The sequence below is a fragment of the Microcoleus sp. AT8-B5 genome (genome assembly GCF_036705565.1).
In the GTDB taxonomy this organism is placed as follows: Bacteria; Cyanobacteriota; Cyanobacteriia; order Cyanobacteriales; family Microcoleaceae; genus Microcoleus.
This window is the reverse complement of record NZ_JAUBUY010000038.1, coordinates 16,899-38,113: the sequence shown is the minus strand read 5'-3', so window position 1 is coordinate 38,113 and position 21,215 is coordinate 16,899. Positions and strand designations below refer to the sequence as shown.

19 protein-coding genes are annotated in these 21,215 nt (G+C 45.8%); 6 read left to right on the top strand and 13 right to left on the bottom strand.

Annotated elements, in window-relative coordinates; translation table 11 throughout:
* Positions 1–13: 13 nt before the first annotated feature.
* Positions 14–4,249, bottom strand: coding sequence for a PAS domain S-box protein (locus tag QUB39_RS22220; protein ID WP_333051404.1), 4,236 nt, complete (start codon positions 4,247–4,249; stop codon positions 14–16).
* Between the two features lie 703 nt (positions 4,250–4,952).
* Positions 4,953–5,090 carry a hypothetical protein gene (locus QUB39_RS22215; RefSeq protein ID WP_333233720.1) on the bottom strand — a complete coding sequence of 46 codons (138 nt, stop codon included), beginning with the start codon at positions 5,088–5,090 and terminating at the stop codon, positions 4,953–4,955.
* Between the two features lie 34 nt (positions 5,091–5,124).
* On the opposite strand from QUB39_RS22215, the gene hemG reads away from it, so the two are divergent.
* Positions 5,125–6,612, top strand: a complete 1,488-nt coding sequence (hemG, locus tag QUB39_RS22210) for a protoporphyrinogen oxidase (protein WP_333485163.1) — start codon at positions 5,125–5,127, stop codon at positions 6,610–6,612.
* Positions 6,613–6,730: 118 nt separating this feature from the next.
* On the opposite strand, the gene QUB39_RS22205 is transcribed toward hemG, so the two are convergent.
* The 5 genes from QUB39_RS22205 to QUB39_RS22185 all read right to left on the bottom strand — a co-directional run bounded on the left by QUB39_RS22205 (position 6,731) and on the right by QUB39_RS22185 (position 12,124).
* Complete coding sequence (locus tag QUB39_RS22205) at positions 6,731–7,423, bottom strand: response regulator transcription factor (RefSeq protein WP_333051401.1); 693 nt, start codon at positions 7,421–7,423, stop codon at positions 6,731–6,733.
* A gap of 105 nt (positions 7,424–7,528) precedes the next feature.
* Positions 7,529–9,799, bottom strand: a complete 2,271-nt coding sequence (locus QUB39_RS22200) for a hypothetical protein (protein ID WP_333051400.1) — start codon at positions 9,797–9,799, stop codon at positions 7,529–7,531.
* 563 nt (positions 9,800–10,362) lie between these two features.
* Entirely contained in the window at positions 10,363–10,530 is a 168-nt protein-coding gene (psb34, locus tag QUB39_RS22195; protein WP_106333461.1) for a photosystem II assembly protein Psb34, read from the bottom strand.
* 69 nt (positions 10,531–10,599) lie between these two features.
* Positions 10,600–11,406, bottom strand: a complete 807-nt coding sequence (locus QUB39_RS22190) for a thiazole synthase (RefSeq protein ID WP_333051818.1) — start codon at positions 11,404–11,406, stop codon at positions 10,600–10,602.
* A 208-nt stretch (positions 11,407–11,614) separates the two neighbouring features.
* Positions 11,615–12,124 (bottom strand): CdiA C-terminal domain-containing protein, encoded by a 510-nt coding sequence (locus QUB39_RS22185; protein ID WP_333051398.1) that lies wholly within the window; start codon positions 12,122–12,124, stop codon positions 11,615–11,617.
* Positions 12,125–12,169: 45 nt separating this feature from the next.
* On the opposite strand from QUB39_RS22185, the gene QUB39_RS22180 reads away from it, so the two are divergent.
* Entirely contained in the window at positions 12,170–12,871 is a 702-nt protein-coding gene (locus tag QUB39_RS22180; RefSeq protein WP_333051397.1) for a Crp/Fnr family transcriptional regulator, read from the top strand.
* Between the two features lie 232 nt (positions 12,872–13,103).
* On the opposite strand, the gene QUB39_RS22175 is transcribed toward QUB39_RS22180, so the two are convergent.
* The 5 genes from QUB39_RS22175 to QUB39_RS22155 form a co-directional block, all read right to left on the bottom strand.
* Positions 13,104–13,439 (bottom strand): cupin domain-containing protein, encoded by a 336-nt coding sequence (locus QUB39_RS22175; protein ID WP_333051396.1) that lies wholly within the window; start codon positions 13,437–13,439, stop codon positions 13,104–13,106.
* Between the two features lie 242 nt (positions 13,440–13,681).
* The gene (locus tag QUB39_RS22170; RefSeq protein WP_333051394.1) at positions 13,682–14,461 is read right to left on the bottom strand and encodes a class I SAM-dependent methyltransferase; all 780 of its coding nucleotides are present in this window, start codon (positions 14,459–14,461) and stop codon (positions 13,682–13,684) included.
* 527 nt (positions 14,462–14,988) lie between these two features.
* Complete coding sequence (locus QUB39_RS22165; protein WP_333051392.1) at positions 14,989–16,566, bottom strand: sodium:proton antiporter; 1,578 nt, start codon at positions 16,564–16,566, stop codon at positions 14,989–14,991.
* 34 nt (positions 16,567–16,600) lie between these two features.
* On the bottom strand, positions 16,601–17,524 hold the full coding sequence (locus QUB39_RS22160) for a DUF389 domain-containing protein (protein WP_333210946.1): 924 nt from the start codon (positions 17,522–17,524) through the stop codon (positions 16,601–16,603).
* 260 nt (positions 17,525–17,784) lie between these two features.
* The gene (locus QUB39_RS22155; protein WP_333051389.1) at positions 17,785–17,958 is read right to left on the bottom strand and encodes a hypothetical protein; all 174 of its coding nucleotides are present in this window, start codon (positions 17,956–17,958) and stop codon (positions 17,785–17,787) included.
* A gap of 161 nt (positions 17,959–18,119) precedes the next feature.
* Between QUB39_RS22155 and QUB39_RS22150 the strand changes: the two genes are divergently transcribed.
* The 4 genes from QUB39_RS22150 to QUB39_RS22135 all read left to right on the top strand — a co-directional run bounded on the left by QUB39_RS22150 (position 18,120) and on the right by QUB39_RS22135 (position 19,441).
* Positions 18,120–18,536 carry an MAPEG family protein gene (locus tag QUB39_RS22150; RefSeq protein WP_333051388.1) on the top strand — a complete coding sequence of 139 codons (417 nt, stop codon included), beginning with the start codon at positions 18,120–18,122 and terminating at the stop codon, positions 18,534–18,536.
* 172 nt (positions 18,537–18,708) lie between these two features.
* Entirely contained in the window at positions 18,709–18,891 is a 183-nt protein-coding gene (locus tag QUB39_RS22145) for a hypothetical protein (RefSeq protein WP_333036377.1), read from the top strand.
* A complete protein-coding gene (locus QUB39_RS22140) occupies positions 18,860–19,219 on the top strand; it encodes a hypothetical protein (protein WP_333210971.1) in 360 nt (119 codons plus the stop codon). The genes QUB39_RS22145 and QUB39_RS22140 overlap by 32 nt, the downstream gene beginning before the upstream one ends.
* 36 nt (positions 19,220–19,255) lie before the next feature.
* Positions 19,256–19,441, top strand: a complete 186-nt coding sequence (locus QUB39_RS22135; protein ID WP_333279248.1) for a hypothetical protein — start codon at positions 19,256–19,258, stop codon at positions 19,439–19,441.
* Positions 19,442–19,597: 156 nt separating this feature from the next.
* Here the strand turns inward: QUB39_RS22135 and murD are convergent, their stop codons facing one another.
* Positions 19,598–20,944, bottom strand: coding sequence for a UDP-N-acetylmuramoyl-L-alanine--D-glutamate ligase (gene murD / locus QUB39_RS22130; RefSeq protein WP_333210943.1), 1,347 nt, complete (start codon positions 20,942–20,944; stop codon positions 19,598–19,600).
* Positions 20,945–21,215: the final 271 nt, after the last annotated feature.

The window sequence follows — 21,215 nt, the reverse complement described above, 5'->3', positions numbered from 1 at the left end:
TACCAATGACTAATTACCTCTGCCGAATTGGAATCTCGATCGCAAATTCAGTTCCCTCTCCAGGCGCGGAAATGCAATGCAGCGTCCCTCCGTGTCTTTCCACCACAATCTGATAGGAGATAGACAGTCCCAAACCTGTACCTTTGCCTACTGGTTTAGTAGTAAAAAACGGGTCAAATACCCGACACTTAACAGGCTCTGCCATGCCATACCCGTTATCTGAAATTACGATCGCCACCCGATTGTTCTCCAGCAACTCCGTGCGAATCCGAATCCACGGCAATGCCGCGCAACTTAAAGGTAAACTAGGAAAATCTTGCCGCTCCTCTTCCGAATAACTAGACAATTCCAACTTCCGCTGCCTGACATCTGCTAAAGCATCAACAGCATTATTTAAAATATTCATAAACACTTGATTTAACTGTCCCACGTAGCACTGTATCTGCGGCAGTTTCCCATATTCTTTAACTATTTGAATAGGACGATTTCTACCATTTTCTTTAATCTTGTGTTGCAAAATCAACAGAGCACTGTCTATTCCTTCGTGAATATTAACACGCTTAAGATCGGATTCTTCCAGGCGCGAAAAGTTACGCAAAGACAGAACTATTTGGCGAATTCTATCTGCTCCGGTTTGAATTGAGCTCAGCAGGTGCGGGAAATCCTCTTTCATGAATTCCAGTTCTATTTCTTCTGCCAATTCTTGGATAACCGCCACAGGTTCCGGGTAGTGTGCTTGGTACAAACTGCACAGTTGCAGCAAGTTTTTGGCATACTCACTAGCGTAAGTGATATTACCGTAAATAAAACTAACAGGATTATTGATTTCGTGAGCAATTCCCGCCACTAGCTGTCCCAAACCAGACATTTTTTCCGCTTGAATTAGTTGAGCTTGAGTCCGGCCTAATTGTTTCAATGTTTGCTCTAGCTGGCGATTTTTATGTTTTAATTGAGCTTCGGCTTGTTTGCGCTTGGTAATATTGCGAGCTAGAATAATAATCTGATCTGAATTAAACGGCAACAGTCGGGCTTCATAAGTTGTTTCTCCTTCCGACATGGAAAGCGAATATTCTATATCGATGGAATTTCTTGTTTCGGAAACTTCAAAGATTGCTTGGGTAAATTGGCAGGCGACATTGTGTGGCAATATGTCTGTCATTCGTTGACCAATAAAATGTTCGGGAGGCACGTATAAAACCGAGGAAGTTCCTGACAAATAATCCACGATTTTACCGTCAGCATCTAGTCGAAAATACAAATCAGGTAAAGCGCGAAAAACAGCTTCTAACTCTAAAGTTTTTTGGCGCAATGCTTCCTCTGCGTAGTACCGATCGCTAATATCAAAAATCACCCCGTCCAAATAGCAAACGTTTCCCTCTGCGTCGAACACAGGAGAACCCTTATCCCAAACCCATTTAACCGTGCCGTCTGCTGCGAGCAAGCGGTATTCCAAGTTATAAGACTCTTTGTTTTCTATGCCTTGCCGAATAGTTTCTTCTACTTTTGCCAAATCTTCCGGGTAAATAATACTAGCAAAAGTCCGGCTTCTCCTGTCCAAAACCCAAATAAAATCTGCCGCATGGTAGCCAGTTAATAAGTAAACGGCATCGCTAATAAAATTAGTCGAAAAATCGCACTTCCAGCGATAAACCACTCCGGGAATATTAGCTACCAAAGACCTAAATCTTGATTCACTTCTACGCAAAGCTGCTTCCGATTCATGTCTTTCTGTAATATCGTGAGCGAAAGCTAGCACTGCAAATACATTGCCTTCAGCGTCGCGCAGGGGAAGTTTTTGGGTGTCCAAAATATGTACTGAACCGTCTGCAACAGTAGCCATATCGCAGGGATTGTGGATAATTTCGCCTGCCAGTACAGCAGAGTCGTCTGTGCGGAATCCTCGGATATTTTTGGCAGAATTTCCAAACACTAGCTCTACTGAAAACCCTAAGTCTAAATCAGATTTGCTAAGGATTTCTTCGACTGTTTTACCAATCGATCGAGCGAAACTATTGTTGACCAAAATATAGCAAAAATTTTTGTCTTTGGCAAAAATCCAGTCGCTGGTTTTGTCTATAACTGTACGCAGGAATTGTTCGGAACGTTCGGTTTTTTCCAAAGCTACCTGCAGTTCTAGTTCTAGGCGCTTGCGAGCAGTAATGTTTTCAAAAGCAACACCGACGCAGTTGTTGGGTAATGGAAAAGCTTTAATAGAAAAAGCGCGAGTTATTCGACCCCCTTCATCGCAGTCAATATCTTCAAGTTCTACGGCTTTCTGGGTGCGAATTACCGAAGCAAATGCTTGGGGAATGTTTTTCGATCGCAGGTGGGGAAAAATCTCGTCGATTGTCATTCCCAAAACATCAGCCATTTCTAATCCGGTAAATAGGGTAGCTGCAGGATTGGAGGCGATCGCCCTGAGAGTGCTATCATCGTCTATATTTTCTAAATGGTAGACGTACAAACCAATTTGCATATTCTCCACAATTTGGTCGTAGAGGCGCACGCTTTCGTCTACCTGCCTGCGTTCGGTAATATCTTCAGTAATCCCCAAAACGTACTGAGGACGGCCTGCGGCGTCGAGAATTGGCACTTTGCGGGTGTGCAGTATTCTCATACCTTTGTGGCGAGTTTGGATCGGCTCTTCGGCTATGTCTTTAACATTAGATTGGTTGCGATCGCCTGTCAATATTTCCCTGTCTTGAGCAGTAAAAACATCAGCTTGTTCTTTGGGGTAAATATCGTAGTCATTTTTGCCGATCGCCTCATCAGAGGTAACACCTGCGATCGTTTCTCCCGCTTTATTCCACAGCACAAATTTCAGCGAAGAAGCATCTTTAGCAAAAACTCCCACCGGCAGATTTTCTACTACGGAATTGAGGAACCCTCTCGCTGATTGTAATTCAGCTTCGGCACGCTTGCGTTCGATGCCTAAAGCGATGACATCAGCAACCGATGCTAAAGTTTCCTGAAAAGGTGCACTCAGCGGCTGGCGGCTGATAATTACCATGACTCCCACCAGCCGTTCTTCGACTATCAAAGGGTAGCCGGCGAAGGTTATAATTTGGTTGGGAATTTGGCAATTTGTCGGCTTTTGACTGGTGTTGATAATGGCTACTTCGGACTTTTGCGCCTCTGTTGCTTTCGGGGATTCTTCCTCTGGGAGTCCAAAATTGTTCAGTTCAAATCCGCAGTCAAACTCTGGTTTTTGCTGTTTGGCGATCGAGTTAACCTTACTTTCAATAAAGCTAGCGCGATCGTCTGTGCGGCTGTATATTCCCGATACTGCTTGCAATTGGCAAACATTATGTTGAGTGTTGAAAGTCCAAATTTCCGCCGAAGTGACATCGAGATTTCGCACCAGTGCCTCGCAGCATGGAAGCAGGATATCTTGAGGGTGTCTGGTGAGGGCAATACCCACATCGGCTACCATTGCTGTGAGGCGAGAAGCTTGGGCTTTTTCTGCTTCCAACCGTTTGCGATCGGTGATATCTTCCACCAAAGAAAGCACAGTAAAAGTGTCGCCGCTGCGAATAATCGAGTTGAACCAGCGACACCAAATTACCTGTCCGCTTTTAGTATAGTTGCGGTTAATTGAAGTATTGCCGTTGCCAGTGGCTAGTTCAAGCTCGATCGCGCTTACAGTCTCTCTATCTTCCTCGCAAACCAAATCTAAATCGCCGAACTGCTTGCCCATCATATCATCGGATGTCCAGCCAAAGATTTCTTCGGCGCGTTTCGACCATTGAACTATCCGAAAATCTTCATCCCAGCCTACCATTGCCAGGGGACTGTTAGCTGCATTCAACCACAGTAAATGGTTCGATCGGCGCAACTGTTGAGTTTTCTGCTGCTGCCAGCGGTAATGCCTGGTGATATCTCTACCGACGCCCAAAACCCGCATCTGCTTGCTAGAGGCATCCACCGCTGGCGTGTAAGCAGTTTCGTAAATTTTAATCCCGCCGTCTGCCGTCGTCACCTCATGAATTGCCAGCCGTTTTTCCCCGGTAATAAATACTTGTTGCAGGCAAGAATCAATCTGCGAGATTATATTTTTAACAGCAGCATTATTGGGATATAATTTTAATAATTCCTGATTAGTTTTGTTGACTATTTCAGCCGGATCCAATCCCATCCAAGCAGCAGCGACTGGATTTATCGATAGGTACTTTTGCTGTCGATCGCACTCTAGGAAAGCATCAACAGAGTTAGAGAAAAAAGACTGAAACGAGTTGATAACTTCCTGCATGGGTATTTTTTCATGAGAAAAGCTTAGTATTATGGAAACCTCGTGTCTTTAGGCTCATATGTTGCACCATTTTCAATAAGCTTTTATGAGCGGGCAGGATGCCAAACCCACAAGAAATTAAATCTTTGTGGAACAAGCCGGAAAGCCTGTTAAGCGAGAATGGTGCAAGATGTGAGTAGACCGATCGAGGTAGCACTCATCAGGCAGTTTTAACCGCCTTGAATATTGATTATTACTACACAGGGCTACTTGGTCACTTGGTACTTTTGCGATCTACTTTCCACGGAACAATTACCGTTTCAAATATTTCACCCGCTATCTCATAGCAGCTTGAGCTACACCCATATTTTTGATAACCTAATCAGTTAAGACGATAGCTGGTCAACTATGTCTTTTGATTAGGGCATAAAGCCCCATCTCTTCCGAGCGGGGTGCTGACTTGCTTAAGCTCTCCAATTTTCCTAAAGTTAGTTTAACCCAGTCAAATCTTTTTGGACACTGTACTGCTGCGTTTCCCGGTGCAATTTTCGGCGCTGTTCCCTATAATACAAAAATTTTAAACAAATAGTATTTTTGGGAATATAGCTTAATTAAAGCAGATGCTCTTTTTTTAAAGCAGACCCAGCGGATACAAAAGCGAGATGGAGAGACGGGGAGACGGGGAGACGGGCAGAGGTTAATCCACAACCTGCGAGAAAAATGCTTAAGAAATGCCCGACAGCTTACCGATTCCCAATTCCCAATTCCCGATTCCCAATTCCCGATTCCCAATTCCCAATTCGCTAATCTGAAAGCGGTTTGGCAGTACGCGAGGCAAAGAACGCAAGCCGTGCAAAGCCATGTAACATAAAGATTGCGATATTTTTCTATGTAATATGGAACTATTAGATACCTTGATTGTGGGTGCAGGTATTAGCGGTTTGAGTTTGGCGCACGCACTTCACAAGGAAGCAACGAGTCCATCCTCGCTGAAGATTTTAGTCGCTGAGAGTCAGGGACGTGTGGGCGGGAACATCACCACTGTGACAGCGGGGGGGTTTCTCTGGGAGGAGGGCCCGAACAGTTTTTCGCCGACGCCAGAATTGATGAAGTTGGCTGTGGATGTGGGATTGAAGCAGGAGTTGATTTTTGCCGATCGCAAATTGCCTCGTTTTGTGTATTGGCAAAAAAAGCTGCAACCGGTGCCGATGACTCCACCGGCGATGATTCAGTCTCAGTTACTGAGTTTTCCGGGGAAACTGCGGGCGTTGTTCGGGGCTTTGGGGTTTGTCGCGCCGGCAATGGGCGCTGGACTTTCGCAGCAGGGTAACGAGGAAACTGTTTCTCAATTTTTCCGCCGTCATCTGGGGACGGAAGTGATGCAGCGGTTGGTGGAACCTTTTGTTTCTGGGGTTTATGCGGGCGATCCGCAACAACTTAGCGCAGCGGCGGCTTTTGGCCGGGTAGCAAAGATGGCCGATCTGGGTGGCGGGCTGGTGGCGGGGGCGCTGCTTTCTGCTAGGAAAAGACCCCCCCAACCCCCCCTTACCAAGGGGGGGCTAAAGACTGTTGCAGACCCGAATGTTCCTAAAACTAGGCCGGGGGAGTTGGGTTCGTTTAAACAGGGGTTGAAAGCTTTGCCAGAGGCGATCGCTGCTGAATTGGGCGATCGACTGAAACTCAACTGGCATCTGACTCGCCTCGATCGTACAGAACGCGAAACTTACATTGCTGTATTCTCGACGCCCGACGGACAGCAGGAAGTTGAGGCGCGTACCGTGGTTTTGACAACGCCCGCTTACGTTACAGCCGATTTGTTGCAGCCTCTGCAACCGGAAGTTAGCAGCGCTTTACAAGCTTTTACTTATCCTACGGTTGCCTGCGTGGTATTAGCATATCCGCATTCGGATGTCAAGGGTAAATTAGTAGGTTTTGGAAATTTAATTCCGAGGGGGCAGGGAATTCGCACTCTGGGGACGATTTGGACATCAAGTTTATTTGCCGATCGCACGCCTGCAGGCTGGCACACTCTCACCAGTTTCATCGGCGGGGCAACAGACTCGGAAATTGGCAATCTCGACTCAGAAGAAATCGTTCGGGAGGTGCACCGAGATTTGTCTCGGATTTTGCTGAAACCAGATGTGCCACAGCCAAAAGTTTTAGCGGTGAATGTGTGGAAGCGGGCGATTCCTCAGTACAATTTGGGGCATTTCGATCGCCTGCAACAAATCGATGAGGGCTTAAAATCTTTGCCGGGGGTGTATTTGTGCAGTAACTACGTTGGCGGCGTGGCTTTGGGAGATTGCGTGCGAAGGGGTTTTGAGCGTGCACGAGAAGTGGGCGAGTATTTGCAGAAAAAACAATCAGATACTCGATCGATCTGAATTCTTGTGTGGGGAGGGCGGGTTTACAAATATCGAGGATGTGAATCAGAGATATTGGTGAACCCGCCCCTATACTGCCTTCTGCCTGGTGTGCCGACGGACGTGCCGGCGAATGCTACTAGGTTGTTGGCTCAAACTTGTAACCCACCCCCCTGACGGTTTGAATCATCGGCATTTGATTGGGATCTAGTTCAATTTTGCGGCGAATTTGACCGATATGAACATCCACCACGCGATCGGCTCCTACATACTCGTAGTCCCACACTTCATGCAGCAATTCCGATCGCCTCCACACGCGACCGGGTTTGCTAGCCAAACAGTACAGCAGGTCGAATTCTAAAGCAGTCAAAGCAACTATCTGGCTGCCGAGAATTACCTCGCGGCGAACCGGATCTATTAGTAGCTCTCCAAAAGTAAGACTTTGTTGTTCCGCGGGAGTAACAATGCGTTTACGCTTCAAAATTGCTGCAACGCGAGCTCCAATCTCTACAAGACTAAAAGGTTTAGTAATGTAGTCGTCAGCACCTTCGGCAAACCCTTTCATTTTGTCAGCTTCATCGGTTCGGGCAGTCAGCATCAACACAAACACGCCCGTGCGTCTTTGCATTTCTTGACACAGTTTATAGCCAGTTGTATCAGGTAAATTTACATCTAGAACTACTAAGTCAGGATTGAGTTGCTCAAATAATTCCAGACCAGTCTGACCGTCCTCGCCAGACTCAACTTGATAACCTTGCTGGCTCAAAAAACGGTGAATTAAATTTCGGATTGCCGGGTCGTCATCAACCACAAGAATTTTTACAGGGGCCATGACCACAAGTTTGCTTGAAGAATTAGGCAAGAATATTCAGCCATAATAATAGAAAACTGGATACAAATCTCGAAAAAATTGAGCTTTTAATAGTTATAGCCATATTTATAACCTACGCAAGATTTCGGGCAATAAATCTCCGGGAACTTTGGATAAGGCTAAATTTTGGCCTGGCAGCCCACATTCACTATAGAAAGCTCTAATCGTTTTGACAATATAGCTCAATGCTGTTTGCCGGGAATCAGCAGCTTGGGAGTTTGCCGTGGCTTGCAGGTTGAGTTTATCCCCATATATTAACCCTTTGTCATTGAGATATTGTCCCCATTCGGCGCACACTTGCAACTGGTGGTGCAGTGCTGCTTCTAGATGGCTTGTCTGTGCGACTTTGTTAGTGGCGAAATCTGGGTCGGTGGCTAGTTGATAGTGGGCTAGTCCGAGATTGTTGCGGGCGGCCAAGGCGTCAAAGGTGAGTTGGGTTCGATCGAGCTTTCCGGCGATATCCAAGGCGGCTTCGTAGGCGGTAATCGCCTGCTGCAATGATTCCGTCCGCGCCTGTTTCTGCTGAAACTGGTTCGCCAAATGCCAATAAGCGGTACCGAGATTGTTGTAGGTGGCTGCTGCTGCTGCGGGTACTAATTCTCTGGTGCGGTATTTCAAGGCTTCGCGGTAGGCGGAAATCGCCCTGACTAGCAGGGGTTCTGAGGGTTGGTGCTGGGCGAGGTTCCAGCAGGCGGTACCGAGGTTGTTTTGCACTCCGGCATAGTTGAGGGGTTCTCGTTCGGGACTGTAACAGGAGAGGGCTTGGGTGTAAGCTGCGATCGCACTTTTGAGATATACGATCGGCTCACCATCTTGAGCTAAATTCCAGTATGCTGTCGCCAAATTATTCTGAGCTGCAGCGTACTGCTGGGGCTCCACGGCGGGATCGAGATCCAGCAGCGCTTGTTGGTAAGCTGCAACTGCGTGCTGCAAGTTCTCTGTCTTGTCTCGATAGCGAGCTAAATCTGCCGAGGCGATTCCCAAATTTTTGTTTAATCTAACGCGGGTTTGGGGTACGGTTTCGGCATCTGTTCGGTTCAAACCTTCAAGGTAGAGGGCGATGCTGCGTTCAAGGCTGGATACTGGATCTGAGGCGTTATGCTGCGTGCGATCGCGCGATAGCATCCAGTAGAGAGTGCCGAGATCGTTGAGCAGATCGGAAATTGGCGGTAGGCTGTGGGACTCCTGGGCGTACTGAGTTAAATTTTGTGTCAATTGGGCAATCAGCCGCGCGCATTCCTCAGTTAGTGGTTGATTTTGCTGCGACTTGCTGTCAACTTCGAGATACGCAATCACTTGTTCGATCGCACCAATGGCGATGGTCAGGTTTTGCTCTGAAATGTCTCCGCCCAGAATGCGATCGCGGTAGTAATTTCCCAAACCGTGATAAGCCAAAGCTAATGCTTCACAACAACACTGATGTTCTTGCAGCAGTTCGATGTATTGCAGGGTTTGCAGCGGCAGAAAATTCTCCTCTGATGCGGGATTATTTTCGGCTGCCAAATCCTCAGAAGCTGCTGCTAAAACCAAATCTGCCAGTTGGACGGATTTAGAATCTGGCGCTGGAGACGGGGGATAGGAAATTGGGGATTGTTCCTCATCTGCCAGTTGGACGGATTTAGAATCAGGGGCTGGAGACGGGGGATAGGAAATTGGGAATTGTTCGTCGGGAATTGGGGATTGTCCAGACAAAGAAGATATTAAAAGTTTGTTGCCAAAGTCTCCGCTGTCGCGCAGGTTTCGCAAGTCTCCTGAGTTTCCGAAGTCCTCAAAGTGCCCGAAGTCTTCCTTAGCTGGAGTTGGTTCGCCTTCAAACTCAAATACTCCGGTTCGCCAGTGCCAAAATTCTGGGGCCGATTGCTCGATCGAACTCAGCCAGGGGCGCGACACCCACAGCAACAGAGTAGACTCGCACATTTGCAGGTTTGCTTCGATGTCTCTCAAATAGCTCAGGAACGACCACTGCACGGCTGCTGACTGCCTTGTCAGGTGTTCTGCCCCGATAATTTGAAATCCCGGCAAAGGGCTGTAGCTGCCCCTGTTTTGGGGCGGTGGGTGTTGAGTCAGCCACGCGGCGATCGAACCCCAAGGATTTGGATCGCTCAAGTCGAGTTCCAAGCTGACAAATCGGGGGTAGTCGATCGGGGAGCGAGGATCGGAGCCTGCGCTCTCTGCGGCTAATTCTGTCTGCAAGCGGGCTGCCAGACAGTCTCGCAAGCACAAGTCGTCGCAGGCGGCAATAAAAATTTGACGGCGTAAATTGAGGTCGATCGCCTGTTTCAAGCGTTGGTAGATCAGCTTGTTCGAGCTAGAAACTTTTTGGGAAGGAATAGACATCAGGATCAGCCGATTTTAGATTTTAGATTTTAGATTTTGGATTGTAGATTTTAGATTGTAGAGTTGAAAGTTGAAATCTCGATCGCTCATAACTCACAACTTGCGCCCCGAAGGCAGTCAATCGATTTTAGATTTTAGATTTTAGATTTTAGATTGAAGCCTTGACTTGCGCGAGATAAATACGTTCGGCAAGTTTCTCGGATACAGGTTTTTTATTTCTGGACGGATGAATCACGTGGCGGGTATCCTGGATGCGGGAATTGTCAATCGCACCGGTGATGACTAAAGGATTGTAGATTTTCAATTGGCAATTTTATGTGAGTGACGAACCCGTGTTAGTATTTGCAACCCAAGTCCCTGAACCCAACAGCAGAGAGGAAAACACCAAATTTATGCTGGTCTTATTTAGCTTTCGGGCTCGCTCGGCACGCTTCAGGATTGTCGCAACTACCTGCTTTGTATTGAAACACAAAAACCATGTTTCCTTGGGAAAGGAAAACATGGTTTCTCGAAGGATTATTTAAAATTGCGATTTGAAGCAGCTTTGAGTCTCAGGCCAGTTTTCAGACGGAGGCAGCCACGTACACCAAACCGGCGACTAACATGGCTGCTGCAATACCCATGATGATGTAGTTGCGTTGCTGATTTTTGTTGGGAGGTACGGCTTCATACACCTTCGGCTCTTTAGCAAAGTTGTTCAGGCGTCCATCGTCATCTTTGATGTAAGGCATCAGTCACAATCCTTAATATTTTTGATGCTTACAACTCTACCAAAAAAGCGCCCAGGAAAATTCAGGAATTTATTTGGATGTGACGGTGCCTGTTTGGGGGGAAGAGGCGATCGCGTAATCTTTGATCGGCATTCTGCCTGCTAAGTACGCCATCCGCCCCGCTTCTGCTGCCATGGACATTGCTTTTGCCATTGCCGGGGAATTTTGGGCATTGGCGATCGCCGAATTAATCAACAGTGCATCTGCTCCCATTTCCATTGCTCGCGCCGCTTCGCTGGGGGTTCCGATACCCGCATCGACTACCACAGGAACCTTCACCGTGTCAATAATTATTTGAATGTTGGCCGCATTGTTGATCCCTTGCCCGGAACCGATGGGCGAACCTAAAGGCATGACTGTCGCACAACCGACTTCTTCTAGGCGTTTTGCCAGCAGGGGATCGGCATTGATGTAGGGCAAAACGGCAAAACCTTCTTTGACTAATTGTTCTGCAGCTTCCAAAGTGCCGATCGGATCGGGCAGCAAATATTTAGCATCGGGAATCACTTCTAATTTGACAAAATTATTGTCTTCTTGCCCTAAAAGTTTCGCCATTTCCCGCCCTAAACGAGCTACTCTAATCGCCTCATCCGCAGTTTGACAACCGGCAGTATTTGGCAGCATCCAGATTTTAGTCCAATCGAGAGCCTCTGCCAATCCTTCATGCCCCGGAGCATTTGTTTGCACTCGCCGCACAGCTACAGTCACAATTTCGCACCTGCTAGCGTTGACACTTTGCTGCATTTCTGCGATGCTGCGATATTTTCCCGTCCCCGTCATCAAACGAGAATGAAAAGTTTTGCCGGCAATAATTAGAGGTTTGTCTAAAGATGGCATTTCTGTATCTACTGGATAGCCAAAAATGCTGTACTCAAGTGCCTCTTCCCAGTTTTTTCTGCCTCCCAGCATTGCTTCAAGCTGCCAACCTTCTTTATTTGTCAGCTCATCGCGGGTAACTGCATAAAGAATTTGCCCAACAGTTATCAATTTGGCATCTCGCGGCATATTATTTTTTAATCCTCTTTGTATAATTTCTTCAAACTCATTAAAAACGTCTTCCATTTTCCCATTCCTCCCTAGTAATTTCTTGAGATTCTTCGCTATTGAATACTAATATAATGCTCTGAATCCGTTGTGTGTCGTCCCAATAAAAAGCTTTTCTGATGCCGTCGTTTACCTTCCAAAACTCGTAACTCTTTCGGTTTACGTGAAAAATAACCGTTACTGCACCTTGTTTTTTTGCTCTACTGATGCCTTCTTGCACTCGGTCTCTGATGTTTTGAGTCTGTTCTGTCAACTCCTTAAATTCGCAAATCTCACCGTCTATCTCAGCATCTGGCGTTCTGACACCCTCTGCTGCTTGCTCGCTCAACATTCTAACTCTCTTCCCTATTTTAGCCAAAACTTCAGCAATAAAGATTTCCGAATTATTAAGATTATGTTGTTGGTGAATTAGCACAAATCCGCCAGCTATCTCATCAAAATAATATCGCCGATATTCTGGTTCTGCATTTTCGTAGATGGCTCTGCTTGTTTCGATATATTCTGAATTCACCGTTATTATACTGTAAATAGACTCCGAGCGGGTAGAGTTAAAAGTATGAAATCAACTGTTGAGCAACTGGCTAAAATTGGAATATTTACCAGCTTAAACCAAACTGAATTAGAGCGATTGCAAGAACATACAGCAATTCGCACTTACCGACAGGGAGAAGTTGTGATGTATGAGGGCGATCGCATCCCCGAAAAATTATACACTCTTTTGAGCGGTTCTCTACGGGTTGCAAAAACAGCGACGGCGGGCAAAGAAACAATTCTCCGCACTTTGTTTCAGGGAGATATTTTTGCTGCACCTGCTTTGCTAGGCAACGGCATTGCCCCCGCAACGGTGACTGCAGAAACTGATGTGCAAGTTCTTACCACAGAACGGGAATTTTTGCTAGCAGCTATTCGGGAAAATCCTGAGATTGCTTTGCGAATATTGGCGGTTTTTAATCAGCGGTTGCAGCAACTGCACGAGACTGTGCACGGGTTGGTGTCGGAAAGGGCGATCGTGCGACTAGCCCGATTTATTCATTACTTTGGCGTCGAGCAAGGTACGAAGCTTGCTGATAATAGTGTATGTTTAGAAAAACGTTTTCCCTACTATCAAATCGCTCGCAGCATTGGAATTACCTACGAAGAATGCGTGCGGTTATTTAAGAAACTCAAGCCGTTTGTCTCCTACAGTCGAGGCGGTAAAATTATTGTATTGGATTGGGAAAAATTGGAGGATACCGCCTCTGGAGAAGAAATAGACTAAATGTTAAAATCCCAATTCTTGTAGTGCGGGTTTCACAAACAATATTTGACTGCAACTCACTATCTACATAAACCCGCCCCCGACAATCTGTGAATCGGGCGGGTTTATGAGATTATTGATTTTAGGCAATTATGGTTGGTAAAACCCGCCCCTACTGTGAATCGGGGCGGGTTGATGAGATTATTGATTTTAGGCAAGTATAAAACCCGCCCCCCAAGCAATATTGCAGAAATTAATGAGCCTCGGAAAGTGTCAAAATAAACGCCAAATTTTCTTCGGCTTTCAAAGCGTGAAGAGCTTTACCGGGCATGAAGACAAATACCCCCGGTTCCAAAACAATATCCTTGCCTTCAAGAGTCAAAATACCCTTTCCTTCGATGACATTAACTGTGGCATTCCTTGCCGAAGAGTGTTCCGAAATTTCCGTTCCTGCAGCCAGACAAAATAAACTGTACTGACAATTTTTGTCTTTGACTAAAATTTTGTTAAGCACTCCGGCGGCGGGATATTCAATTGCGTCTCGGAGTTGGATTGCTGAAGATTGTAGCGGTAAAAGAGTAGTAGTCATAGTTTTTGACAATTAATTAATTTGGTCACAAGTCTCGAATTTATCAGTGGCTTCACTTTCTTCAATTGAAAATCGAAAATCGATTAATTTGGTCATGAACCCCCGGATTTATCAGTGGCTTCACTTTCTTCAATCGAAAATCAAAAATCGATTAATTTGGTCATGAACCCCCGGATTTATCAGTGGCTTCACTTTCTTCAATCGAAAATCAAAAATCGAAAATCGAAAATCGATTGAGTCGGTTAAGATTGTTTTTTGGCAGAGATAACGATGTAGCCTAGATCCTGTTGGTAATGCTGGAAAACTCGACGCATTGCTAAGATACGATCGCGAATTTGCGATCGACTTAAAATATTCCACACAATCCGCACAGTACCCACAAACCCTTCATCTTGCAGCATTCGCGACAAATTTAGGAGTCCCATCGCCCCGGTTTGACACTTTTCTACTTGCAAACCCGCCTTTTGGTAAGCAGCAATCCAGCCCGACTCAGACAAAGGCGTTGAATTAGCCCGAGTCACTTCTGATAAAGCTTTTTGAATTTCTGATTCTCGGTTTCTAGCTAAAAGTTCGTGAGAGAGAAACTTGCCGCCTGGTTTTAAACGATCGCAAATTCCCGATACAATTTTAGCTTTCCCCGACGGTGACTGCATTGTCAGAATAGCTTCAGCCAATACCCAATCAAACTGTTGGGAAATCCGATCCAAGTGAAAAATATCTCCTTCCACAATTTCCACTCGATCGCTCAAACCGGCTGCTGCAACATTAGCACGAGCGCGGGCCACACTGTCGGGATTTTTCTCAACTCCCACTACTTTTACGCCAAAACGTTCAACAAGGGCGATCGAACTATATCCAAAACTAGCAGCCAACTCCAAAACAGTCTCCCCAGGCTGAAAATCCGCCCATTCAAATAACTGTTCCGTAGCAAGTTTCCCCCCCGGCCTCAACATTTTCTTACCCGCCGCGGCCAGAACTTCATGTCCGGGTGCAGTCTTAAAATTGAGAGCAGTATTGGTCATTAAATTGACCTCCTATGTAACCTTAATCTCAGTTTACCCAATTCTGCCTAATCTTTCTATGATCTAGCTCATATTCAAATTCTCGTAGGGTGCGTCAGCTCGATCAATTTTTGACATAACTGTAAAAATTTATGAGGCTGACGCACCCTACAATATCAGGAATTATACCATGTCCGCCCCTCAACAATTCGGACTGTTTTTGATTGCCAACAATACTTTCTGTCGAAAGCCCAAAACCCGTCCTCGTTATAGTAAGGCTCGCGAATTAAATAACTTACAATTTTAATTGTTATTGTGGGATGGGCTCTTATAGCCCGTCATGAGTGGACGGGCTATAAGAGCCCATCCCACACACAAACTTGTGGAAGTTATTTAATTCTCATTCCTAAGCTGTTGGGCATCTAAATTGTATTTTTGGGCAGGCTTTATGGCCCACCCACAAGACTTTTCTTAAATTTGACTATACAACAATTTAAATGCACTTCAGCTTACAACTTATTTCTGTTTATCCTGCAACCGAATTCGCTTTAAGAAACAATTGTCTCATTCCGCTCTTTAAAACATTGCTGCAACACAGAAACAGGCAGCTCCTTCAATTGACCCGATCGCACAAATTCAGCATAAGTATCAGCCTCTATTGCCTCCAAATCCCCTTCGAGTTTGTCGATAGTCATCTGCCGCAGTTCAGGAGATCGATCGTACATTTGATTGATTCCTGCTTGCAGCAAGTTTAATTTTTCTTGAAGCTGACTCACGAGATGATTGGAAAACTCAGGCTCGATTTTACGATCGCCCGATACTTCAGATAGATGCTTGAGAACCCGATTGAGAGCAACACGTTGGGCGATCGCCTCCAGATACTCCTGGCGCAACTCCTGGTTGTTCAACAAGCCCAGTTTTTCCAGCAGCGCCTTGGTGGTTAAACCTTGTACTAGCAGCGTAAATAAAACTACACCAAACACGATCGCAATAATTTTTGGTCGATCGGGCAGAACATGGGGTACGCTCAAAGCTAAAGCAATCGAGACAGAACCCCGCAATCCTCCCCACCAAATTACAGTTTGATCGGGCAATGAAATTTCAGAGTGTCCTAACCAATTGCTCAACCATCCTAAACCAAAAATAGCGATCGCTCGCGTCACAAACATCGCCACTACAGTTATGCCAATCACTCCTAAATTCGTTCCCAAATCAGCAAACCTCATCTGATCGCCAATCAGCAGGAACATGATCGAATTTACAAAAAACGCCAAAAAATTCCAAAATTGTGTCACCGCAAGTCTGGTACTGGGCTGCATACCGATACGAGAGCCGAAGTTTCCAAATATCAAGCCCATCACCACCACACCAATCACCCCAGAACCACCCAATTCCTCCACAATTATATAAGTGCCGTAGGCTGAAACTAAGGTTAACGATTGCTCCACCAAAGGTAAATCAAATGGTTGAGTCAGATAAGAAACTCCAAAACCGATTAAACTGCCGACAACCACCCCAATTCCCACAAAAGCTAAGAAACGCGCAATCAGAATTGGGATGCCAACTTCATCAGTCCCTAGAGAGAATCCCACCAAAAAACTAAAGGCAACAATAGCAATGCCATCATTAAATAAACTCTCTCCCTCCACCAGCAAAGCTAGGCGTTTTTCAACTCCCAGTTCCCGGAACAAGGCAATAACTGAAACAGGATCTGTAGCAGATATACTAGCTCCTACCAACAGGGCGATCGCTAAAGAAACTCCCGCTATTTGGTTGAGAGCAAAAGCCACGCCAGCAACGGAAATAACAACACCCACAACCGCATAAAGAGCGATCGGCACTAAATCCCGCTTGAGTTTAGGCCATTCCAGGTTCCAAGCAGCTTCAAACAACAGAGGCGGCAAAAAAATCAACAGAATCAGTTTTGGCGATAGCGACACCAATCGCACATCTATAAAAGCCAAACCCAACCCAACAATTACTAAAAGCAGCGTGTAGGGAATTTGGCGCAACCAGCCCCATATTTGCGGCAGCACCGCCACACTTAAGGAAACTAATAGCACTAAGAGAAATTGCTTCAGATTGCCCTCTATAGTCACTTGGTTAATTACAGCTTCTGGGGTCATATAATTAGGAATAAAATAGTTAAGGATTCGGTTTTTAGCGGGACTTATTCAGCGTCGATCGCCGCACTTCTTCAACTTGACTCACTTGAAAAATTAAGGTAAATGGTTGACCCATTTCTTTTTCGACAAATGCTTCTAAAAGCTGGACTTGTTTGGGTGTCAAAGCTTCGCTGCTGCGAACAATCAGACGCACTTCCGGCGGTTTCGTCAACCAGTTAGTATCAGTTGCAATCAGTTCCACCCGTTGAAAAGTAATAGTTCGGTTAAGCAACGCCCGCTTCAGACTAGCTTCAAGTTGCGCTTGCTCGATCAATTCCGCAAAACTCACGCCCAGAGGAATTACAAGTATAGCCGTCAATGCTAGCGCCCAAAAGATGGCTTTACGGGCCCGATGCAGGGGGGTGTAGCCGGCCATCAAAAAGGTTAGCATACAGGAGAGAGTAATTCCCAGCAAATTAGTAAGATACAGGAGGCTTGCTCCCAGGCTGAGCGACCAATTAGCTTGAGATAAGCCTAAACCTATAACACAAATTGGTGGCATCAGAGCCACGGCGATCGCCGTTCCCGCCAGAGTAGCAGAAACTTTGGGCTGAACTTTTGCATAGCCACTGATTCCCCCAGCGGCGATCGCAATTCCCAAGTCTAGTAATGTAGGTTTAGAACGAGCTAAAACTTCGCTTCCAAAGTCGGGAATTTGTACCAAAGCGCCCAGAAAACAAGCTAAAAAAATTGCTAGCACCGTCCCGACTGCTAATGCAACTAAACCTTTGCGGAAGATGATAACGTTACCTTCTACCGCTCCAAATGCTAACCCTCGGATTGGCAACATCAGAGGCGCAACGATCATAGCACCGATAATGACGGCTGCACTGTTGGAAAGCAGTCCAAAGGTGGCAATTATACAGGAACCGAGAATTAAGACAAGATAGTTAATATTTAGGGTTGATTCTTCCAACAAGTCAACTCGTATTTGCTTTAGATGCTCTCGAGGAATCCTGCTCCTAGTGAAATATTTAAGACTGTCTCGAATATTGTTGAGCAAAATAATCTCCTTAAGTCGGGGCTTGTATCCGTCACACGATTTTAGATTTTAGATTTTAGATTTTAAATTTACTCCACAGATTTTAGATTTTAGATTGACTACACTGAGGAATCTGGGAGGTTGAACAAAAGTCTAAAATTTGGGCTACTCACGACAAGAGTCGGGGGCTGGTATCCCTATGCAGGTGCGAGCAAAAGAATCAAAATCCCAGCCAGCAAGTTTTCGAGGATGTCCCAGAATCCGAAAGCAATTGTCGCGCCACTAATACCCAGCAGTTGCATCAAATCCCCTGCCTTGAATGACGGGATGGCGATGAATAACGCGATCGGCAATAATTGATTTATAATCAAGATATACCAATCCTTGCAGGAGTCGTAAAAAGATGTAGGGGTAATGCCTTTCTTTGCTTACCTCGGCCTCATGGGGCAACCACGGGGGGTTTGCCCCCTACAATAATTACACAAACGATGCGAGGATTGCTATATATAGTCCACCCCAATAATACCGAATCATGCTCGCAGAAGCAAACGCCACACTTTGGCCTAGTCTAATTACTGTTTCAGCATTAATTCTCTACTTCGTTGTTACCATCAACGTCGGCAGAGCTAGATTCAAATATAAAGTTTCTCCCCCGCAGATGACAGGAAACCCAGACTTTGAGCGAGTGGTGCGAGTTCAGCAAAATACCTTAGAGCAAATGATTCTATTTTTGCCCTCGCTGTGGCTGTTCTCGCAATTTATCAGCCCAATTTGGGCCGCCGGTATCGGCGCAGTTTGGATAATTGGACGTATTTTGTTTGCTTGGGGTTACTATCAAGCTGCCGAAAAAAGAGCGGCAGGATTTGGCATTAGTACCTTAGCTACTTTAGCTTTGCTTGGTGGTTCATTAACAGGCATAATTATGTCGCTGCTGAAGGTGGGAGCGTAACTTCCGATCGACATACTTGTTTTTCTACTCGTTGCCAAGCTCTGCCTGGTTACGCATATCCGGAGGATATGCCTCCACTTTTCCTGTTGAAAAAACGAGGCATATTCTCTGGACAGCGGTTCGCAGGCAGAGTTCGGAAACCAGTTAAATGTAATAAATGTTAGGAGTAAATATGTCAGAAACCAACAAACCCGTATTTGAAATTAACCCGAAACTTTTTCAGCAGCTTGTCGAGTGGCAAGAAAAACTTGAACGAGAAGATGAATTAGCAAGCGAGTCAGAAAACGAGAAACCAACTGAGGTACAAAATCCTCCCGACAGTGATGAACAGCATTCTCAAACAGATAATTTCTAGCTGGTGGCTAGCAGCATCTTTGGGATTTCCGGCTGCTGTCTCGGCTCAATCGCTGACACCTAGCCAAATTCAGCAAGTCAATAGCGGTTTGTTTCGTTCTAACTCTCAAGACTTCTTTCAGCAAGGAAATCGCCAACTGGAAAGGGAAATCGCAATTTTGTTGCAAAAAAACGTCGCTTCCCAAGGCAATATTCTGGAGATTGATGAAAAATTGCGCTCTCAGCTTTGTAGGCAATTTAAAATATCGTCGTCGCCTTCTGATACAATAAATGCTGCTCAGATTGCTGATTTTCAGAGCCAATTAAAAGACATTTGCAGACACAATTAAAATGAAAGTGAGGTCAATATTCAAAGTTTAGTGGTAATGGATAAAGAGGCAATGGCAAAGTTGAAAACAGCCATGCTGGAAGCGGAAACCGCTGCTCATTTGGCGGCAATCATTATTGATTATACTCATGAGGAGATAATGATAGTTTTTCAGGAGCTAGAATGGGAAGAGCAGGCTAGAATTAAGGATATTTGGAAGACAGTATGGACGGGGGGTTTATGAAGATTATGGTTAGCCAATTAAAGATGTTGGTGAACCCGCCTCTTGTATCTTGAAAGCGGTAGATTGTGATTGACAGTTGGGTGGGGGCGGGTTTACGAGATTATTGGTTTTAGGCCTAAATCGTTGGTGAACCCGCCCCTACGCGATTGGTGTCCGTTAAATCAGGGATTCGAGGCATAATTGGCGGAAATGCTCGCCCCGTTGCTCGAAGTTTTGGTATTGATCGAAGCTAGCACAGGCTGGGGAAAGCAGCACTACTTTAGCATGATTTTGTTTGCCTAATTCTGCTGCTCGCGGAATTGCTCTTTCCATTGTTTCGACTATTTCCCAAGCGTTGTAATTTGCTTGTTCGAGCCGATCGGCAAAAATACCTGCCGCATCCCCAATTAGCAACACCCCAGCAGCTTTCGCCTTGATTGTATCAATCCATGCGCGATCGTCCCCTTCTTTGGCATCGCCGCCCGCAATTAAAATCGCCGGTGCGCTAACAGAAGCCAACCCGACTTGGGCGGCGTCATAATTAGTAGCTTTGCTGTCGTTGATGAAATCTATGCCTTCCCAAGTGCAGATGTGTTCCAGGCGGTGCGAAACTCCGGGGAATTTGGCAATGGCTTGGGCGATCGCACTTTTATCTATCCCCGCCAAATTAGCTGCCGCCACCGCCATTAACAAATTCTGCAAATTGTGTTCTCCCACCATCCGCAAAGAATCAGCAGGCAGAATTTTCTCGCCTTGAGCTATTACCCAACCATCTTGAATATAGGCTCCAAAATCTGTATTTCCCAACAAATCTTTTTCACCTTTGACACTCGTCCAACACGCATCGGGCCAAATGTCAACTCCTTGTTGCCGCAAACAAGGATCGTCGCCGTTGATTACTTGCAATTCCGACTTTTTCAGCAAATGCGCTTTAATGTTGTAGTAATTTTCTAAAGTTTTGTGGCGGCTGAGGTGATCCGGCGTCAAAGTCGTCAAAACTCCGATGCGCGGCGCTACAAACGGCGAGGATTCTATCTGATAGCTGCTGATTTCTGCGATTACCCAATCCGGCTGTTTTTCGCCTAAAGCTAATTCGCACGCAGCATAGCCAATATTGCCGCAAGCGGGAGCGTAAAGCCCGGCCTCTGCAAAAATAGCCGCAATTAAAGCAGTAGTAGTAGTTTTGCCGTTAGTGCCGGTAATTCCCACCCAAGGAGATTTGAGGTAACGCCACGCGAGAGCCATTTCTCCGATTGTTTCAATCCCTAACTCTCTGGCGCGCACTAATGCTGGACTGTCCCAGGGAACGCCCGGACTTACTACTATTAATTCTATAGATTCGACTGGTTCAAAGGATTTACCTAACTCAACATTAATTCCTTCGTTAGCGAATTCCTGTTGCTGTTCGAGCAAGTTTGGGGAAGATGAGCGATCGCTCAGCGTTACTTCCCATCCTTCGCGTTTTAGCAGTCTGGCGGCGGCAATTCCTGATTTTCCTAGTCCAATGATATGAGCGATCGGCATAAGTTGTGTGTGATGGAGCGAATTTTCTTGGTTTTTTCCTCTTATATGTTACGGTTTTTTGGGGATGGTTTAACCGCAGAGGGCGCAGAGGACACAGAGGAGGAGAAGAGAGAAGATAGAAATGAATAATTCTGATACCAATGGATTTGATATTACATCAAAACCTTTGGCGGCAATCTAAAATCCACAATCTAAAATCTAAAATCGATTTCGGTTACGGTTTTTTTTGGATGATTTAACCGCAGAGGGCGCAGAGGGCACAGAGGAGGAG

Bases quoted from the DNA above. Each gene is read 5' to 3' on its own strand.
- QUB39_RS22220 (WP_333051404.1), bottom strand. From the start codon at position 4,249: ATGCAGGAAGTTATCAACTCGTTTCAGTCTTTTTTCTCTAACTCTGTT.
- QUB39_RS22215 (WP_333233720.1), bottom strand. From the start codon at position 5,090: ATGGCTTTGCACGGCTTGCGTTCTTTGCCTCGCGTACTGCCAAACCGC.
- hemG (WP_333485163.1), top strand. From the start codon at position 5,125: ATGGAACTATTAGATACCTTGATTGTGGGTGCAGGTATTAGCGGTTTG.
- QUB39_RS22205 (WP_333051401.1), bottom strand. From the start codon at position 7,423: ATGGCCCCTGTAAAAATTCTTGTGGTTGATGACGACCCGGCAATCCGA.
- QUB39_RS22200 (WP_333051400.1), bottom strand. From the start codon at position 9,799: ATGTCTATTCCTTCCCAAAAAGTTTCTAGCTCGAACAAGCTGATCTAC.
- psb34 (WP_106333461.1), bottom strand. From the start codon at position 10,530: ATGCCTTACATCAAAGATGACGATGGACGCCTGAACAACTTTGCTAAA.
- QUB39_RS22190 (WP_333051818.1), bottom strand. From the start codon at position 11,406: ATGCCATCTTTAGACAAACCTCTAATTATTGCCGGCAAAACTTTTCAT.
- QUB39_RS22180 (WP_333051397.1), top strand. From the start codon at position 12,170: ATGAAATCAACTGTTGAGCAACTGGCTAAAATTGGAATATTTACCAGC.
- QUB39_RS22175 (WP_333051396.1), bottom strand. From the start codon at position 13,439: ATGACTACTACTCTTTTACCGCTACAATCTTCAGCAATCCAACTCCGA.
- QUB39_RS22170 (WP_333051394.1), bottom strand. From the start codon at position 14,461: ATGACCAATACTGCTCTCAATTTTAAGACTGCACCCGGACATGAAGTT.
- QUB39_RS22165 (WP_333051392.1), bottom strand. From the start codon at position 16,566: ATGACCCCAGAAGCTGTAATTAACCAAGTGACTATAGAGGGCAATCTG.
- QUB39_RS22150 (WP_333051388.1), top strand. From the start codon at position 18,120: ATGCTCGCAGAAGCAAACGCCACACTTTGGCCTAGTCTAATTACTGTT.
- QUB39_RS22145 (WP_333036377.1), top strand. From the start codon at position 18,709: ATGTCAGAAACCAACAAACCCGTATTTGAAATTAACCCGAAACTTTTT.
- QUB39_RS22140 (WP_333210971.1), top strand. From the start codon at position 18,860: ATGAACAGCATTCTCAAACAGATAATTTCTAGCTGGTGGCTAGCAGCA.
- QUB39_RS22135 (WP_333279248.1), top strand. From the start codon at position 19,256: ATGGATAAAGAGGCAATGGCAAAGTTGAAAACAGCCATGCTGGAAGCG.
- murD (WP_333210943.1), bottom strand. From the start codon at position 20,944: ATGCCGATCGCTCATATCATTGGACTAGGAAAATCAGGAATTGCCGCC.